We start from the raw sequence: 18736 nt of genomic DNA on the forward strand, positions 1-18736 counted from the left end.
AAAGAGGAACGGCTATGGCACAATTATGGGGTGGAAGATTTACGAAAGAAACCGATAAATTAGTATATAATTTTAATGCGTCAATTTCCTTTGACCAGCGCTTTTACGCGCAGGATATCAAGGGGAGCATCGCCCATGTCATGATGCTCTGCAAACAGGGTATCCTGACAGAGGAAGAGAAAAAAGAAATTATCGCAGGGCTGGAAGGGATTTTATCCGATGTAGAAAGCGGTAAGCTGGAGATTACAGACGAATACGAGGATATCCACAGCTTTGTGGAAGCGAATCTGATTGAAAGGATTGGGGATACCGGGAAAAAACTGCATACGGGAAGGAGCCGCAACGATCAGGTAGCCTTAGACATGAAGCTGTACATCCGCAGTGAAGTCCGCTCTCTGGAAGGGCTGGTCGTTGACCTGCTCCGGGAACTCCTCACAATTATGAAGGGGCATGTAGACACAATCATGCCTGGATTTACCCATCTGCAGAAAGCCCAGCCGATTACGCTGGCTCACCATATGGGAGCTTATTTTGAGATGTTCAAGAGAGACCATCAGCGGCTTAAGGACATTTATAAACGGATGAATACCTGTCCTCTAGGAAGCGGTGCGCTGGCTGGAACTACTTATCCTTTGGACAGGGCTTATACGGCAGAGCTTTTAGGATTTGACGGGCCGACGCTGAATAGTATGGATTCTGTGTCGGACAGAGATTACCTTATTGAGCTTCTCAGCGCAATGTCGACTATTATGATGCACCTGAGTCGCTTTTCGGAGGAAGTGATTATCTGGAATTCCAATGAATACCGTTTCGTGGAGATCGACGACAGCTACAGCACCGGAAGCAGCATTATGCCTCAGAAGAAGAATCCGGATATCGCGGAACTGGTAAGGGGCAAGACGGGACGTGTATACGGGGCTCTCATGTCCCTTCTCACAACCATGAAAGGTATCCCGCTTGCATATAATAAAGATATGCAGGAGGATAAAGAGCTTGTATTCGATGCTCTGGACACTACGAAAGGGTGTCTGGCCCTGTTTACCGGCATGATGGCTACGATGAAATTTCAGACAGCCAACATGCGTGCCAGTTCAGAGCATGGATTTACCAATGCAACGGATGCGGCAGATTATCTGGTAAATCACGGCGTGCCATTCCGGGATGCACACGGAATCGTGGGACGTCTGGTTCTGTACTGTATCGAAAAAGGAATTGCGCTGGATGACATGAGCATGGAAGAGTACAAGGCTATTTCTCCGGTGTTCGAGGAAGATATCTATGACGCGATCAGTATGGAGACCTGCGTGGAGAAGAGGAACACGCTGGGAGCGCCGGGACCGGAGGCTATGAAGCAGGTGATTGATATCTATGCAAAATATCTGGAGGAATGTTAGGGATTTGGATATTTGGTCTTGCAATTTTTATATAAATGGGATATTATATTCAGAACACGCACAAATGTATTTGTGACAGGGACAGTGACATGGAAGAGAGGATGAAGAAAATGGAGCAGAAATTAAAAGTCGGTATTCTTGGGGCAACAGGTATGGTAGGACAGCGTTTTATCGCACTTCTGGAAAATCATCCGTGGTTTGAGGTGGTGACGGTGGCGGCAAGTTCCCGCTCAGCCGGTAAGACATATGAGGATGCGGTAGGCGCACGGTGGAAGATGGACACTCCGATGCCGGAAGCCGTGAAGAAGCTTGTGATACATAATGTAAATGAAGTGGAGGAAGTGGCAAAGACGGTAGACTTTGTGTTCAGCGCCGTTGACATGACGAAGGAAGAAATCCGCGCCATAGAGGATGCCTATGCAAAAACAGAGACGCCGGTTGTATCTAATAACAGCGCACACCGCTGGACGCCGGATGTACCTATGGTCATTCCGGAGATTAACCCGGAGCATTTTGAAGTCATCGAAGCGCAGAAAAAGCGTTTAGGTACGACAAGGGGGTTTGTGGCTGTTAAGCCTAACTGCTCCATTCAGAGCTATGCCCCGTGTCTTGCCGCTTGGCGTGAGTTTGGGCCGAAGGAACTGGTCGTGACGACGTATCAGGCAATCTCAGGGGCAGGAAAGACATTTAAAGAATGGCCGGAGATGGTGCAGAATATTATTCCTTACATCGGCGGAGAAGAAGAGAAGAGCGAGCAGGAGCCGCTTCGTGTATTGGGAAGAGTGGAGGACGGTCAGATCGTGAAGGCAGAGCTTCCGAAGATTACCTGCCAGTGCGTGCGCGTGCCAGTCTTGAACGGGCATACGGCGGCGGTATTTATTAACTTTGAGAAAAAGCCTACAAAGGAACAATTGATTGAGAAGCTTGTGAATTATAAAGGGGTGCCGCAGGAGGAGAATCTGCCCAGCGCGCCCAAGCAGTTCATCCAATATCTGGAGGATGACAATCGGCCGCAGGTGGCTTTGGATGTGGATTATGAAAATGGGATGGGCGTCTCTGTGGGCCGTCTCAGAGAAGACACAATCTATGATTACAAGTTCATTGGACTTTCACACAATACGGTCAGAGGAGCCGCGGGCGGAGCGGTTCTCTGTGCGGAGACACTGGCAGCGAAGGGCTTTATTCAAACAAAATAGTAGTTTATGTCCCCCTCTCCTGAATTTTAAGGATAGGGGGACTTTTTTGTCTTTATGGAATATTACATGAAATTAACACAAATTTTACCGCCATAAACAGATTATATGGTATAATTTTGTATATAAATGGATATCCGCTTTGACGGAACTGAGTTTAGAGAGAAAGTTGAGGGAGAGAAGATGAACGATGAGATGTTAAAATACACCCAGAACAGGGAGCTTTCCTGGCTAAAATTTAATCAGCGTGTTCTGGAAGAAGCGCAGGATTCCACGGTCCCGCTTCTGGAGCGGATGAAATTCGTGTCGATTTTTACGAGTAATCTGGATGAATTTTTCATGATACGTGTCGGTAGTTTATACGATATGTGCCTCACGGATAATACTGCGATTGACAGCCGTTCCGGCATGACGCCGGAGAAGCAGCTGGACGCGATCTATACAGCGGTGACTCCGCTGTACAAGGAGCGTGACAAGACATATTCTGAGATTAAGAAGCAGCTCAGCCCATACGGAGTCTGTGGATTGTCCATGAAGGAGCTGGAGGCGCAGGAAAAGAAATATGTAAAAAAGTATTTTAAAGATCAGATGCTTCCGATTCTGTCTCCCCAGATTGTGGACGCGAATCACCCGTTCCCGCATCTTTTGAATAAAGAGATTTATGTCATTGCCAATTTGAAGCAGGACAATAAGGCGATGCTGGGAATCGTGCCGGTTCCTCAGTTTGTCTCTGATATTCTCTATCTGCCGGGACATGATATACGCTATATTCGAATGGAAAAGGTGATTATGGAGTATCTTGACCTTGTGTTTGACAAATATGAGGTGTCCGACAAGAACTATATTTGTGTGACGAGGAACGCAGATGTATCTCCGGACGACGAGGCGCTGGAAATTAATGATGATTTCCGCTATCTGATGCGCCAGACTTTGCATAAGCGCAGGAGGATGGCCGTTGTGCGCATGGAGACTGCTGAACCGCTCAGCAAAGAGACGGAGAAGTTTTTCTGTGACAAGTTCAAGATTTCTGCAAATCAGATTTACCGCACGAAGATGCCGATGAAACTGGATTTCATTTTCTCTATCATGGATAAAGTCCCGACATCGATGAAACGTTCTCTTACGGATGAAGCATTCACCCCTCAAGTATCCCGTTACCTGACAGAGGGGAGTGTCATGAAGCAGGTGAAAAAGCGGGATGTGCTGCTGTCTTATCCGTATGAAAGCATGGAGCCATTTTTAAGGCTCATTAAAGAGGCTGCCTATGATCCGACTGTCCTGACAATCAAGATTACAATCTATCGTCTGGCGAAAAAGGCAAGGCTCGTGGAGTACCTCTGTGCCGCCGCGGAGAATGGCAAGGAAGTTACGGTATTGATAGAGCTGCGTGCGCGCTTTGACGAGCAGAGCAATATTGACTGGTCGGAACGCTTGGAGGAAGCCGGCTGCCGGGTCATTTATGGGTTCGAAGGTTATAAAGTGCATTCGAAAATTTGTCTAATCACATGCCGTAATAAGAACGACATCCAGTATATTACACAGGTGGGAACGGGAAATTACAATGAAAAAACGGCCACAATGTACACGGATGTTTCGCTGATCACCGCGGACAGAGGGATTGGGGAGGACGCCACAGTCTTTTTCAAGAATATGTCCATCGGTAATTTAAACGGAAGCTATGAGCATTTGATTGTGTCGCCCACCAGCCTGAAGCAGAAAGTACTTCTCCTCATGGACGGAGAGATTCGCAAAGGAACAAATGGGAGGATCATTATGAAAATGAATTCCGTGACCGATGTAGACTTTATCCAGAAGGTGGCAGAAGCATCACAGGCCGGTGTAAAGATTGATTTGATTGTGCGCGGGATATGCTGTATACTGCCCGGCGTACCTGAATATACAGAGAATGTGAGGGTGACTAGTATTGTGGGCCGCTATCTCGAGCACCCGAGAATTTTCAGTTTTGGCAGCGGGCCTGAGCAGAAGATATATATAGGCTCTGCAGATATGATGACGCGGAATACAGAAAAACGGGTGGAAGTAGCCTGCCCGGTATATGACGATAGGATTAAGGCACAGCTCACACGGATGCTGCAAGTAATGCTGGCAGACAATGTCAAAGCAAGGATACTCCAAAGTGATGGAAATTATAAGAAAAAAGAGCAGGGAAACACAAAAGTATGCGCTCAAGAATATTTTATGAAAGAAGCGATGGCTGTAAAACATCCAAAAGTAGAGGAAAAGCTAAGCTTTGGACAAAAACTGAGAAAACTGCTGTTTAAGAAATAATTGCAGTGGGGACAGGTCCCGATGAGTTGGGGACTGTCCCTTTTGCCGTTGGGGACTGTCCCCTTTGACCCTTTGGGTTCCTTTTTGAAAAAAATTGTGATATCATAAGAAAATGAAGCCAAAATCAGGACAGGAGTATTGTGACAATATATGGGTAAATCAGTATACATAGCAGAGAAGCCAAGTGTAGCGCAGGAGTTTGCCAAGGCACTGCATCTGAGTTCAAGGAGAAAAGACGGTTATCTGGAATCTGAGGAGGCTATCGTAACATGGTGTGTTGGACATCTGGTGACGATGAGCTATCCGGAAGTTTACGATGAAAAGTATAAGCGCTGGAGCCTGCAGACGCTTCCTTTTATACCGAAGGAATTCAAGTATGAGGTGATACCGGCCGTAAAAAAGCAGTTCGAGATCGTGAAGGGGATTCTGAACCGCAAGGACGTAGAGCGTATTTATGTCTGCACTGACTCCGGGAGAGAGGGGGAGTATATCTACCGGCTTGTAGAACAGATGGCCCAAGTGGAGGGCAAAGACAGACGGCGTGTATGGATTGACTCTCAGACCGAGGAGGAGATTCTGAGAGGCATCAGGGAAGCGAAGGATTTGAGTGAATACGATAATCTTTCTGCCTCCGCCTATCTCAGGGCAAAGGAAGACTACTTGATGGGAATCAACTTTTCCAGACTTTTGACATTAAAATATGGAAACAGCATTTCCAATTATTTAAGCACGAAGTATACGGTCATCTCAGTAGGGCGGGTCATGACTTGTGTCATGGGCATGGTAGTCCGCAGGGAAAGAGAAATCCGCGAGTTCGTAAAAACTCCGTTTTACCGTGTACTGCAGAGTGTCAGTGCCGAAGGACATACCTTTGAAGGCGAGTGGAGGGCGGTCAAGGGCTCGAAATACTTTGAGTCATTGCTTTTATATAAAGAAAATGGATTTAAGGAGAAGCCGGAAGCGGAAAAGCTGATTGCTTATCTGAAGGAAGGGCAGGAAGAGCCTCTCACCTGCCGGATTTTAGCGATAGAAAAGAAAAAAGAAAAGAAGAACCCGCCCCTTCTGTTCAATCTGGCGGAGCTGCAAAATGAATGTTCTAAGCGTTTTAAAATCAGTCCGGATGAGACGCTGCGGATTGTGCAGGAATTATATGAGAAAAAGCTGGTCACCTATCCAAGAACGGATGCCCGTGTGCTGTCGACCGCAGTCGCGAAGGAAATCACAAAGAACTTGAACGGGTTGATGAAATATCAAGATGCGGAGCCATTTTTAAAGGACATCCTTTCCTTTAAAAGCTTTAAGGGACTGGAAAAGACACGCTACGTTAATGATAAGCAGATAACGGACCATTACGCGATCATACCTACCGGACAGGGTCTTTCCGAGCTGAGCCGGGCCACCCACACGGCAAAGCAGGTCTACGATGTGATTGTACGGCGTTTCTTGAGCATTTTTTATCCGCCTGCGGTCTATCAAAAGGTAGCCATCACAACACAGATGAAGGAAGAACAGTTTTTTTCAAGCTTCCGGGTGCTGGCGGAGGAGGGCTATCTTAAGGTGGCAGGGGTGCCGGGGAAAAGCAAGACAGCCACAGAGTCCGCATCAACGGAGGGAGACGCCGAGGACAAGGAGGCAGATGCCGGATTCTTTGAAAGCATTAAGAAGCTGAAAAAGGGAGATGTTCTTACGGTCACTGGGCTGGATATCAAGGAAGGGGAGACTTCGCCGCCCAAACGGTACAACTCGGGTTCTATGATTCTGGCCATGGAAAATGCGGGACAGCTTATCGAAGATGAAGAGCTCCGCGCACAGATCAAAGGCAGCGGCATCGGTACCAGCGCCACAAGGGCGGAGATATTGAAAAAGCTTTTCAATATCAAATACTTATCGCTCAATAAAAAGACGCAGATCATTACCCCCACTCTTTTAGGAGAAATGATATACGATGTGGTGGAGCATTCCATCAAATCCCTACTCAATCCAGAGCTTACGGCCAGCTGGGAGAAGGGGCTCAACTATGTGGCCGACGGGGAAATTACCTCGGATGAGTATATGACGAAGCTCAATCACTTTATTGTAAGCAGAACAAGCGGGGTTCTGGGACTCAACAACCAATATCGATTAAAAGACTGCTATGACAAAGCGGCAGTGTTTTATAAAAACGACAAAAAGAAAGAGAAAGGGAAAACATCATGAAAGAAATGACAGTTAAGGAAATGTACACACTTGAGGAGACAATTGCAAAAGATATATTTAAAGATGTCACTTATCCGTGGGAAGTACTTCCGAAGATCGGCAGCTTTATTCTGGAACTTGGAGCAACCCTCTCTGAAGATGAATATGAAAAAAAGGGTGAAAATGTCTGGATTGCAAAGTCAGCTAAAGTAGCGCCCACCGCATATATCAATGGCCCGGCCATCATCGGTAAGGAAGCCGAGGTCCGCCATTGTGCATTCATCCGTGGAAACGCAATTGTCGGAGAAGGCGCAGTGGTAGGAAACTCCACGGAACTTAAAAATGTAATTCTTTTCAATAAAGTTCAAGTACCGCACTATAACTATGTAGGAGATTCCATTCTGGGATTCAAGTCCCACATGGGGGCAGGTTCCATCACATCCAATGTGAAATCTGACAAAAAGCTTGTTGTGGTGAAGACGCCGGAGGGCGGAATTGAGACAGGAATGAAAAAATTCGGGGCAATGCTCGGAGACAATGTGGAGGTCGGATGCGGAACTGTCCTGAATCCAGGCAGTGTAGTGGGCAGTGACACAAACATCTATCCCCTTTCTATGGTCAGAGGGTATGTGCCCGCGGGGAGCATCTACAAAAAACAAGGTGAAGTAGTGGAAAAACAATAAAAGAGAGGCAGGTAATATGAAGAAAATAGGATTTATAGGCGTGGGAATCATGGGAAAATCCATGGTCCGCAACTTGATGAAAGCCGGATATGAGCTGCACATTTATGCCAGAACAAAAAGCAAGGTCACGGACGTAATCGAGGAGGGGGCAGTGTTCCACGAGAGCATTGCAGACTGTGTAAAAGGCTGCGAGGCTGTGATTACAATTGTGGGCTTTCCGAAAGACGTGGAAGAGGTGTATTTTGAGGAAGGCGGTATCTTAGCACATGCGGAGAAGGGGGCATATCTGATCGATATGACTACCACCAGCCCGCAGCTTGCGGAAAAGATATACAAGGAAGGGAAAGAAAAAGGATTTCACGTGCTGGACGCGCCTGTGACCGGAGGAGATACCGGCGCAAAAGCAGGTACGCTCTCTATTCTTGTGGGCGGGGAACGTGAAGATTACGAGTCATGTCATAGTCTGTTTGAGGCAATGGGGACGAACATCAATTATCAGGGCAAGGCCGGCTGTGGCCAGCACGCAAAACTGGCAAATCAGATTATGATTGCAGGCACACTGAGCGGCGTATGTGAGGCTCTCACCTACGCGAAGGCAAAGGGACTCGATTTGGAGACGCTCCTGAAATCTGTCGCTACCGGGGCGGCGGGAAGTAAACAGCTCGATACTTTCGGCCCAAAGATTATAGAGGAAAATTATGAGCCGGGATTCTTTATGAAACATTTTATCAAGGACATGAAGCTGGCCCTGATTGAAGCAAATATGAGCGATATCAGCTTAGAGGTGCTGAGCCTCGTACTCTCCAACTATGAACAACTGGAAGCGGAAGGTTTTGGAAATCTAGGGACACAGGCATTAATGAAATATTACGGATAAGGATTTGGCAGAACGAAGAAGAGAGGGGAATTGTTCCCCTCTCTAAATGCGAAATGAGTTAGAGCTTGGCGGAAGTGGCAGGACGGCGTGGTCCAGCATGGAGTGCTTACCCAGATTCTCCTCTTCCTCCTCCCTCTGAAGTTCAGGGTTGACAGGAGCTGCTTGATTCTTATTCTTTTTTTTGCCTTTAAAGAGACTGTTCTTGGAAACTTCCGCAGAGCCATTGGGAGGAGCTTCGACAGAATCCGTTGACACTTCCTTCGCCCCATTGTCTGTCAACTTAGAATACTGCTCCAGACTCAGCAGTACCATGGAACCATAGCCGTTTTTAGTCAAGAAAACGGGCTCACCGGATTCCGCAATTTTTTCAACCTCAGGAAATTTATTCCTCAAATCAGATACAGGCCTAATATGCATCATAAAAACACCTCCATAAACTATCATTATTTTATCTTAATTATATCATAGAAGAATGATTATGTGAAGAAAAATTAAAAAATAGAATGCATCCATTTGGAGAAATCCTTGACATTGTATTAAAATAATAATACAATATAACAAAAGTGAAATGTGAAAGAAATAACAGGAGGGTAATTTATGCTTGAAATACAGAATCTGACGAAAGTTTATGGAAAGGTCAAGGCAGTCGATAATGTGAGTTTTTTAGTGCCGGGAGGTCAGGTCGGTATCTTGCTTGGGCCAAACGGAGCAGGAAAGTCGACAATCATAAAAAGCATAGCGGGGCTTCTGCGTCATGACGGGCAGGTGAGAATCTGCGGCCTGCCGGGAAGGTCAATGGAGGCAAAGAAGATATTTGCCTATGTTCCTGAGATTCCGGCTATGTTCGAAGCACTGACGGTGCGGGAACATGTGGAGTACATAAGGAAAGCGTACAATAGCCAAGTCAGCGATGACGAGATAGAATTTATCCTCAAGAGATTTGAGCTTTGGGATAAGCAGGACAAGCTGGGCAATGAACTTTCAAAGGGAATGATGCAGAAAGTCAGCATCTGCTGTGCGCTGGCAATCAAGCCAAAAGTGATTATGCTAGATGAGCCGATGGTGGGGCTGGATCCACAGGCCATCAAGGAACTCAAGGAAGTGATTACGGAATTAAAGGGGTTTGGGGTAACCGTTCTTATCAGTACACATATGCTGGAAATGGTTGAAGGATTGTGGGACATTATGTTTGTCATGCAAAAAGGACATATCATCGGTTCATACCGAAAGGAAGATGTCGGCAACAAGGAGCTGGAAGACTTATTCTTTGAGATGACGGGTGGTGGTAAATAATGAAGACACTTTTTTATGTAACATACAGAGGATTTATCAATCGTCTGAAAAAGGCCTTGAAGCGTCCGGTCACCTATTTGTTCATTGCGGTGGCCGTCGCTTATGTTGCACTTCTGGCCGTTGGGCTGTTTAATATAGTAAAAAACACCCACTTCAATAATGTGAAGGCTCTTGTAATCGTAATTACGGTGCTTTTGTTTTTTGCACTTCCCAGCAGCTACTTGATGTATGCCAGAAGAAAAGGGATTATCTTCAAACCAAGCCATGCCCATTTTATATTCAATGCGCCCATATCTCCAAAGCAGGTATTAATTTATGGAGCTTTAAAGAATATTCTTATGGATGCGGTTTTTGGGGTTTTGATTCTGCTGGGAGGGATTCTGCTTTTTGATGTTCCGCTCTGGAAGATGATTCTTGTATTTTTGTTCTGGGTGTTCATGACGAGTTTACAGGAAGGCGGAATCGTTATTCTTCTTTATGGGAATGAGAAAGTATCGGTGGAAAAGATGGGAAAAGCCAGCAAGATTATGCTTGGCGTTCTAGCTGTGCTCGGTATTTTCCTATTCTGGTATATTAAGACCTATGGATTTTCCTTGGCAAGCGTTGGCGCGCTGATTGATTATCCGGGACTGCAGATGCTGCCCTTGGTAGGCTGGAATGTAGCGGTGTTCCGGCTGATTCTTCTCGGCCCTACAACATTGAATGTAATCTGCAGCATCCTGTATGTTGTTTCTACTGCGGCAATCTTAGCCGCGGCTTGGAAGCTTCCATGCTATGGAGGATATTACGAAGAAGCGGCTAAATTTGCCGACGACTATCAGGCAATGAAGAACAGAAATAAAAAGGGCGAGACGGGGAATGGCAAGGAGAAATACCGCCGTATTAAAGGCGGCGTCAAAGGATGCGGGGCAAAGGCTATTTTTTACCGCCAGCTGCTGGAATATAAAAAGGCACGTTTCTTCATATTTGGAAGCATGAATTTGGTCTGCTTCTTCATTGCTTTTGTTATGGCCTGGACTTACGACGGGGCAAGCAAGTATGCGGGGATGTTTTTGTTGGGCATTCTGGCGTATGTCATATTCTGTACGAGCGGATATGTGGGTAAATGGGAGAAGGAGCTTCAGAACCCTTATCTCTACCTGATACCGGAAAAACCGATAAAGAAGCTCTGGTACGCCACACAGATGGAGCATATAAAATCCTTTATCGACGGCTCTATTATGTGCGTCGGCATCGGGGTGGCATGGCATCTGCCGGTGTGGCAGATAGTGACATCAATTCTTTTGTATGTTCTATTTCAGGCAATCAAGATGTATATGCGTATATTTGCCCTCTACATTCTGGGAGACAATTTTGGACTGCAGGTGAGAAAGCTGTTCCAGATGCTGATACAGTCGAGCCTTATGGGAGTGGGGATTGCGCTGGCGGTTGTGGTCGGCATGGTCATAAATATGAATTTGGTGTTTCCTATTCTGCTGATTTATAGTATCATAATAACTGTAACAGTAATGTTTCTGGCATCTTACAGATTTGAAGTGCTGGAGCAGATCGAGTAGTAGAAGTGGATAAAGAAGGGAGCATAGAGCATGCTGAATGACAATTATATATCGTTTGAGATAGGAAAGGCGAAACATATAGCGCTGGTAGCACATGACGGTAAGAAAAAAGAGATGGTTGACTGGTGTGACAAAAATAAAGATGTGTTGAAGAGCCATTTTCTCTGTGGAACCGGGACAACTGCCAGATTGATTTCCGAGAGAACCGGCCTTCCGGTGAAGGGATATAACAGTGGGCCTCTGGGCGGCGACCAGCAGATAGGAGCCAAGATCGTGGAAGGCCAGATCGATTTTATGGTGTTTTTGTGGGATCCGCTGGAAGCACAGCCCCATGACCCTGACGTGAAAGCTCTTTTGCGTATAGCGGTCGTGTATGACATACCGATTGCCAATAATTTGGCTACGGCGGACTTTATGCTGCATTCTAAATATATGAATACGGTCTACAGCAGGCAGGTTGAGAATTTTAACAAGACAATCGAAGAGCGTGTAGAAAAGATGAAATAATGCGAACCCTTCCCTTTGTGGGGAGGGTATCTTTTTGCTGTGAAAGGGATTGACATCATCTATACCCTGTGATATGATAAGCAAGATTGATTTAACACATTAAAGCGCAACGGTTTAAAGCGTAAGCGCAAAAACAAGACGGAGGGTATTGAGATGACAGTGAAAATCATACTGCTGATTGTATTTTTTGCAGTGATGGCGGGGGTAGGAATTTACGCTAGAAAAAGTACAAAGAGTGTGGACGGGTTTGTGCTGGGAGGACACGCCGCAGGGCCATGGCTTACCGCATTCGCATATGGAACGTCCTATTTTTCTGCAGTAGTATTTGTAGGATATGCAGGGCAGTTCGGATGGAAGTACGGGATTGCATCTACTTGGATAGGGATTGGAAATGCAGTGATCGGAAGTCTGCTGGCATGGGTGGTCTTGGGAAGGCGGACGAGAGTTATGAGCCACCACCTGAAGTCAAAGACTATGCCGGACTTTTTCGGTGAAAGATTTCAGAGCAAAAGCTTGAAGATAGTAGCCTCTATCATTGTGTTCGTGTTTCTAGTACCATACACTGCGTCTGTGTATAACGGTCTGTCCAGACTATTTGGAATGGCTTTCGACATTCCGTATACATATTGTGTCATTGCGATGGCTGCTTTTACCGGAATTTATGTAATTCTTGGCGGATATATGGCAACGGCTATCAATGACTTTATTCAAGGTATTATTATGCTTTTTGGCATTACCGCCGTGATTGCGGCTGTGCTCAGCGGTCAGGGAGGATTTATGGAAGCGGTACGGAAGATGGCGGAAATCCCCAGCGATGTGGCTGTGACTCAAGGGCAGCCGGGAGCCTTTGTATCTTTCTTTGGCCCAGATCCTCTGAATCTTTTGGGCGTGGTAATCCTGACGTCTCTTGGGACGTGGGGGCTTCCACAGATGGTGCACAAGTTCTATGCGATCAAAGATGAGAAGTCCATCAATACGGGGACGGTCATATCCACAATATTTGCAGTTGTCATTTCCGGAGGCTGCTACTTTTTAGGGGGATTCGGGCGGCTGTTTGACAATCCGTCTATTTATAACCCGGATACGGGAGTTCCCGTGTTCGACAGTATTGTGCCTTACATGCTGTCCACCCTGCCGGATATCCTTATAGGCATTGTGGTGGTTCTTGTACTTTCAGCGTCAATGTCTACACTTTCTTCGCTTGTTCTCACCTCAAGCTCGACATTGACACTTGACTGCATCAAGGGAAATATAGTCAAGAAGATGAGTGAGAAGAAGCAAGTGTTTGTTATGCAGCTTTTAATCGTATTTTTTATCGTAGTGTCGGTTGTACTTGCATTGAATCCACCCACATTTATTGCCCAGCTCATGGGAATATCGTGGGGAGCGCTGGCCGGAGCGTTTCTGGCTCCGTTTTTGTATGGATTGTACTGGAAAGGCGTGACCAGAGCGGCAGTCTGGGCCAGTTTTGCGGCGGGTGTGGGAATCACCCTCTCCAATATGTATCTGAAATACATTGAATCGCCTATCAATGCGGGGGCGGCCGCCATGATTGCGGGACTTTTGATTGTGCCGGTGGTGAGCCTTATCACGCCGAAGCTGGAGAAGGAAAAAGTAGAAGATATATTCAGCTGTTATGAAGAAAAAGTCACAATCACTGTAAAGCGTTCTCTGGAAGCGTAAAAGAGTTGTATTAAGACGATATCTATGCTATGATTTTTGTGAGGTAATACTGCCTCACAGGAGTCATAGCATTCTTTTTTGCCGGTTCGGTTTCCGGCAAAAAGCAAATCAAAGGAACATCCGCGCCAAAACCCATATCCCACAAAAAGCAGTATAGAATATATGTTTGGAAAAATAATATTTTCCGGTTGACAAACAAGAACGTATGTACTAATATAAAGGTATGCAAACGTTCGTTCGTGTGCGGTATATGGGTAAGATAATAGGGAACAAGGAGAAATAAAAGATGGCAAATGTAAATGATGATAAGAAAAAGGCGCTCGACGCGGCAATCGCAAAGTTGGAGAAGGATTTTGGAAAAGGAACAGTTATGAAGCTGGGCGACCCGGCGGCTCAGGTCCAAGTGGAGACGGTGCCGACAGGTGCGTTGAGTCTGGATCTGGCTCTGGGGATGGGCGGTGTGCCGAAGGGACGTGTAGTTGAGATATACGGTCCGGAGTCCAGCGGTAAGACGACCGTAGCATTACATATGGTGGCTGAAGTGCAGAAACGAGGCGGCATCGCCGGGTTTATCGACGCAGAGCATGCGCTGGATCCTGCCTATGCCAAGAATATAGGTGTCGATATTGATGAATTATATATTTCACAGCCGGACAGTGGAGATCAAGCGCTGGAGATTACGGAAACGATGGTCCGTTCGGGGGCCATTGATATTATCGTAGTTGACTCTGTCGCCGCACTGGTGCCGAGGCAGGAGATTGAGGGGGACATGGGAGACAGCCATGTAGGGCTTCAAGCCAGACTGATGTCTCAGGCTTTGCGTAAGCTCACACCGGTAATCAGTAAGTCTAACTGTGTGGTTATCTTTATCAACCAGCTCCGTGAAAAGGTAGGAGTCATGTTCGGCAATCCTGAGACTACGACAGGAGGACGCGCCCTTAAGTTCTATGCGTCTGTCCGCATGGATGTAAGAAGAATCGAGACGCTGAAGCAGGGCGGTGAGATGGTCGGCAACCGTACCCGTATCAAGATTGTAAAGAATAAGATTGCGCCCCCGTTCAAAGAAGCTGAGTTCGATATTATGTTCGGTAAGGGCATCTCGAAGGAAGGAGATATTCTTGATTTGGCGGCAAGCATTGATATCGTGAACAAGAGCGGCGCCTGGTACGCGTATAACGGGGATAAGATAGGACAAGGGCGGGAGAACGCAAAAGTATTCCTTGCCACACACCCGGAAGTAATGGACGAGATAGAGGCCAGAGTGAGGGCGCATTATGGTTTTGACGGTGCAGGACAGGAAGAGGAGCCGGCTGAAGACAAGAAGTCACCGGTTAAAAAGACAGTCAAAGAAGACTGATAGGCGGGATAAGGAATATGATCGTTACTAAGATAGAGCCTGTGACAAAAGCAAAATTTAAAGTGTATGTGGAAGAACAGTTCGCCTTTGTGTTGTACAAGGGCGAACTGTCCCGTTTTCATCTGCAGGAAGGCGGGAGTCTGTCGGAAGAACTTTATACTAAGATAAAGACGGAAATTGTACTTAAAAGAGCCAAGATGCGTGCCATGCATCTCCTGAATGATATGGATAGGACGGAAGGGCAGCTCCGCCAGAAGCTCAGACAGAACGGCTATCCGGAAGACATTGTCGGGCAGGCGCTTGATTATGTCAAGTCCTTTGGCTATATCAACGATGAAAATTATATTCGAAGATTTGTTGAAAGCCGAATGGACAAGAAGAGCAGAAAAGAGATTTATGCGCTTCTTTGTCAGAAGGGGCTGAAGGGCAGTGACGTGGACAGCATTATGGAGGAGGCCTATGCAGGCCATACTGAGGAGGATGCTATCCGTGACATTATTCGCAAAAAGCGTTGGAATCTGGAGGCCGCGGATGAGAAGGAGAAACAGAAGATATATGCATTTTTGATGCGTAAGGGATTCCGCTACGAGGATATCCGTCAAGTAATACAAGTTTCCGTAGGGAATGCTTGACATAATTGTGAAAACAGTATAGAATTTAAGTGTTGTATTTGTACAATGAAAATTAAATAAGGAGGTGCTCCTGTGCCGATAAGTATAATTATTGCTGTGGTTGTCACACTGGTGATAGCGGTTTCTATTACTTATTTTGCAACGGTGTCCAAGCTGAAGAATGACGCAAATTCTAAAATTGGAAACGCTGATGCGAAAGCAAGAGAAATAATAGATGATGCATTAAAGACGGCGGAAACGAAGAAGAAGGAAGCTCTCTTGGAAGTAAAGGAAGAGTCTATCAGGACGAAGAACGAGCTCGAGAAGGAAACAAAAGAACGAAGAGCAGAGTTACAGCGTTATGAGAAGCGTGTCCTATCCAAGGAAGAGACCCTAGAGAAGCGTTCCGAAGCGATTGAGCAGAGAGAAGCTGCATTCACCGCAAAAGAAGATGCAATCAGACAGCGGGAAGCAAAAGTTGAAGAACTTAGCAAACAACGAGTACAGGAACTAGAACGAATCTCAGGACTTACCTCCGAACAAGCAAAAGATTATTTGTTGAAAACTGTTGAAGATGATGTAAAGCATGATACTGCGAGACTGGTGAAAGAACTGGAGAACCAGGCCAAGGAAGACGCTGATAAGAAGGCAAAGGAATATGTTGTCACAGCGATTCAGAGGTGTGCGGCGGATCATGTTGCTGAGACTACGATTTCAGTAGTACAGCTTCCTAGCGATGAGATGAAGGGGAGAATTATCGGAAGAGAAGGGCGGAACATCCGTACCTTGGAGACTCTTACCGGTGTGGAACTGATTATCGACGATACGCCGGAAGCAGTAGTATTGTCTGGATTTGATCCTATTCGCCGTGAAGTGGCCAGAATTGCGCTGGAACGCTTGATTGTGGACGGACGTATACATCCGGCTAGAATTGAAGAAATGGTAGAAAAGGCTCAGAAAGAAGTAGAATCAATGATACGTGAAGAAGGAGAGGCTGCAGCTCTAGAAGTAGGGGTACATGGTATCCATCCGGAACTGATTCGTCTGTTGGGACGTATGAAGTTTAGGACAAGTTATGGGCAGAATGCTTTGAAGCATTCTATTGAAGTAGCCCAGCTCTCAGGACTCCTTGCGGGAGAGATCGGACTGGATGTCCGCATCGCTAAGAGGGCAGGACTTTTACATGACATTGGCAAATCTATCGATCATGATGTAGAGGGCTCACATATTCAGATCGGTGTTGATTTGTGCAGAAAGTACAAAGAATCACCGACTATTATTAATGCAGTGGAATCCCATCATGGGGATGTAGAACCAGAGACTCTCATTGCGTGCGTTGTGCAGGCGGCAGATACGATTTCTGCGGCAAGGCCGGGTGCAAGAAGAGAGACACTTGAAACATATACAAACAGATTAAAACAGTTAGAAGATATCACGAACCAGTTCAAAGGCGTTGATAAATCTTTTGCAATTCAAGCGGGTAGAGAGATTCGCGTAATGGTAGTTCCAGAACAAGTATCTGATGATGATATGGTATTGCTGGCAAGGGATATTTCCAAGCAGATTGAGTACGAATTGGAATATCCGGGACAGATTAAGGTGAATGTAATCCGGGAATCGAGAGTTACAGATTACGCAAAATAATCAGAATACAGCAGCCATTCTTGAGGGAAAACTCAAGGATGGCTGTTTTTTATGTTTTATTGACAAATTTTACAAATAAAATACTATTCTTTAGCTTGTTTAATATTAGAATTTTAAGTATAATAGTAACATATTGAATCTACGTTAAGATGAGAGGGGCAGTCGGTATGCTGAGAGCAGCTATATGCCAGAAAAATAAAGAAAAAAGGGAATACATATTATCAGCGATTCAGGCATTGGACTTTGATATAGATGTACAAGAATTCCGAAATATTTATGATTTTAAAGATATTTTTGACGCGCAGAACACAGCCTTCGACATCATTGTGCTGGATACGTCCATCCAGCAGGAGGGGGACGGGCTTACCCTTGCTGGTCATATCCGCAAGTTGAACGGGAAGGTCATGATTTTATTCGTGACTGAAAGTGAGCAGTACTATGCACAGGCGTTCAAGGTGTTTGCAACCGGTTACTTGTTATATCCTTTTGATGTAAAAGAGATAGAGAACTGTATTGCGTTTTATAATCAGAAGACGAAGACTGAACGCAGGGCGTCGTGGATGGTGAAAGGCAAGGGCGGCAACTGGTGCCGGATTTTCTGCCGGAATATTCTCTTTGTGGAGAGCGACAACAGGCAGGTGATTCTTCACCTTGATGACGGCACTATTGTTGAGAGCTATGCCAAGCTTAGTCAGGCGGAGCAGGAACTTCCAGATAAAGGGTTTCTCAGATGCCATCAGAGCTATATTGTGAACCTCTATTATGTGGATGAGATTAAGAATGGCAAGTTTTGGATTCAAGGGAAGGAGATTCCCATATCAAGAAAATATCAAAAGCTGGCTAAGGAAGGATATTATGATTATATGTTCTCTAAGTTGTAAACGAGCGTAATGCTCAGTTGTTTAAAATCTTCATAAAAGGAGTCAAATTCTACCCGGTACAGTTTTTTTATGAAAACATCTGTATAATGCATGTATGATAATTGGTGAGACTGGAGGGAAAAGGAATATGACTGCGGGACAGCTTAAGGATACGGCAAAAGAGTATATTGACCGTCGGGAGAAGACACGTTATTATACTGCTGAAGAATCCGTGAATAAATTGTTGAACGATTATGCGGAGAAAGCAGAGATGCAGCATGTGTGGATTTCTATTGACGGCGCGGGATTTCGCGAGAATATGCTCGGCAGAGAGTTCTGCCGGCTGTTGGAGCTTGCATTCTCTCAGGCACTGGAGACTTGTGTGGCCACGACTCCTCCTAAAAAGCGATATTTGAAAATCAGAAGTATGGACGCACAGAACAAAGTGTTCATAAAAATTCTCTATTCCTGTGAAGCTCCGGTGATGGCTGGGTTTGACAAGCGTTATCACAGTATGCAGGACATTGTAGAGCGGGTCGACGGCTATATGCGGATTCAGTTTACAGAGGATGAGAATGTATTGAAGATAGCAATACCTATGTAAATAGAACGGA

The 18736-nt window shown here is 45.8% G+C and carries 15 protein-coding genes and 1 pseudogene; 15 read left to right on the forward strand and 1 reads right to left on the reverse strand.

The features are described 5' to 3' along the window. Nucleotides 1-14 precede the first annotated feature (14 nt). From argH to BN6465_RS04220, 6 genes are all read left to right on the forward strand, one after another. A complete protein-coding gene (gene argH, locus BN6465_RS04195) occupies nucleotides 15-1394 on the forward strand; it encodes an argininosuccinate lyase (protein WP_066731965.1) in 1380 nt (459 codons plus the stop codon). 110 nt (nucleotides 1395-1504) lie between these two features. Further along, on the forward strand, nucleotides 1505-2590 hold the full coding sequence (gene asd / locus BN6465_RS04200; RefSeq protein ID WP_066732776.1) for an aspartate-semialdehyde dehydrogenase: 1086 nt from the start codon (nucleotides 1505-1507) through the stop codon (nucleotides 2588-2590). A 180-nt stretch (nucleotides 2591-2770) separates the two neighbouring features. Then, nucleotides 2771-4876 (forward strand): polyphosphate kinase 1, encoded by a 2106-nt coding sequence (gene ppk1, locus BN6465_RS04205; protein WP_066731966.1) that lies wholly within the window; start codon nucleotides 2771-2773, stop codon nucleotides 4874-4876. A gap of 150 nt (nucleotides 4877-5026) precedes the next feature. Then, entirely contained in the window at nucleotides 5027-7072 is a 2046-nt protein-coding gene (locus BN6465_RS04210) for a DNA topoisomerase (RefSeq protein ID WP_066731967.1), read from the forward strand. Beyond that, entirely contained in the window at nucleotides 7069-7734 is a 666-nt protein-coding gene (locus tag BN6465_RS04215) for an acyltransferase (protein ID WP_066731969.1), read from the forward strand. The genes BN6465_RS04210 and BN6465_RS04215 overlap by 4 nt, the downstream gene beginning before the upstream one ends. 16 nt (nucleotides 7735-7750) lie before the next feature. Then, a complete protein-coding gene (locus BN6465_RS04220; RefSeq protein ID WP_066731971.1) occupies nucleotides 7751-8611 on the forward strand; it encodes an NAD(P)-dependent oxidoreductase in 861 nt (286 codons plus the stop codon). Nucleotides 8612-8874: 263 nt separating this feature from the next. On the opposite strand, the pseudogene BN6465_RS21555 reads toward BN6465_RS04220, so the two are convergent. Beyond that, nucleotides 8875-9031: pseudogene (locus BN6465_RS21555) on the reverse strand (type II toxin-antitoxin system Phd/YefM family antitoxin); the annotation flags it as partial. 177 nt (nucleotides 9032-9208) lie between these two features. Here BN6465_RS21555 and BN6465_RS04230 point away from each other — a divergent pair. The 9 genes from BN6465_RS04230 to BN6465_RS04270 all read left to right on the forward strand — a co-directional run bounded on the left by BN6465_RS04230 (nucleotide 9209) and on the right by BN6465_RS04270 (nucleotide 18726). Further along, a complete protein-coding gene (locus BN6465_RS04230; protein WP_066731975.1) occupies nucleotides 9209-9904 on the forward strand; it encodes an ABC transporter ATP-binding protein in 696 nt (231 codons plus the stop codon). Then, nucleotides 9904-11460 carry a putative ABC exporter domain-containing protein gene (locus tag BN6465_RS04235; protein ID WP_066731980.1) on the forward strand — a complete coding sequence of 519 codons (1557 nt, stop codon included), beginning with the start codon at nucleotides 9904-9906 and terminating at the stop codon, nucleotides 11458-11460. The genes BN6465_RS04230 and BN6465_RS04235 overlap by 1 nt, the downstream gene beginning before the upstream one ends. 30 nt (nucleotides 11461-11490) lie before the next feature. Then, complete coding sequence (locus tag BN6465_RS04240; RefSeq protein ID WP_066731982.1) at nucleotides 11491-11967, forward strand: methylglyoxal synthase; 477 nt, start codon at nucleotides 11491-11493, stop codon at nucleotides 11965-11967. 153 nt (nucleotides 11968-12120) lie between these two features. Next, nucleotides 12121-13650 (forward strand): sodium:solute symporter family transporter, encoded by a 1530-nt coding sequence (locus BN6465_RS04245; RefSeq protein WP_066731984.1) that lies wholly within the window; start codon nucleotides 12121-12123, stop codon nucleotides 13648-13650. Between the two features lie 286 nt (nucleotides 13651-13936). Continuing rightward, nucleotides 13937-15007: a recombinase RecA gene (recA, locus tag BN6465_RS04250; protein WP_066731986.1), complete on the forward strand. Its 1071-nt coding sequence runs from the start codon at nucleotides 13937-13939 to the stop codon at nucleotides 15005-15007. A 17-nt stretch (nucleotides 15008-15024) separates the two neighbouring features. Further along, on the forward strand, nucleotides 15025-15639 hold the full coding sequence (locus BN6465_RS04255) for a regulatory protein RecX (RefSeq protein WP_066731988.1): 615 nt from the start codon (nucleotides 15025-15027) through the stop codon (nucleotides 15637-15639). Nucleotides 15640-15711: 72 nt separating this feature from the next. Further along, nucleotides 15712-17262, forward strand: coding sequence for a ribonuclease Y (gene rny, locus BN6465_RS04260; RefSeq protein WP_066731991.1), 1551 nt, complete (start codon nucleotides 15712-15714; stop codon nucleotides 17260-17262). Nucleotides 17263-17429: 167 nt separating this feature from the next. After that, nucleotides 17430-18143: a LytR/AlgR family response regulator transcription factor gene (locus BN6465_RS04265; RefSeq protein ID WP_066731993.1), complete on the forward strand. Its 714-nt coding sequence runs from the start codon at nucleotides 17430-17432 to the stop codon at nucleotides 18141-18143. A gap of 127 nt (nucleotides 18144-18270) precedes the next feature. Beyond that, nucleotides 18271-18726 carry an ATP-binding protein gene (locus BN6465_RS04270; protein ID WP_066731995.1) on the forward strand — a complete coding sequence of 152 codons (456 nt, stop codon included), beginning with the start codon at nucleotides 18271-18273 and terminating at the stop codon, nucleotides 18724-18726. Nucleotides 18727-18736 lie beyond the last annotated feature (10 nt).

Origin of the sequence: Bariatricus massiliensis (genome assembly GCF_900086725.1) — a bacterium.
Lineage (GTDB): Bacteria > Bacillota > Clostridia > Lachnospirales > Lachnospiraceae > Allocoprococcus > Allocoprococcus massiliensis.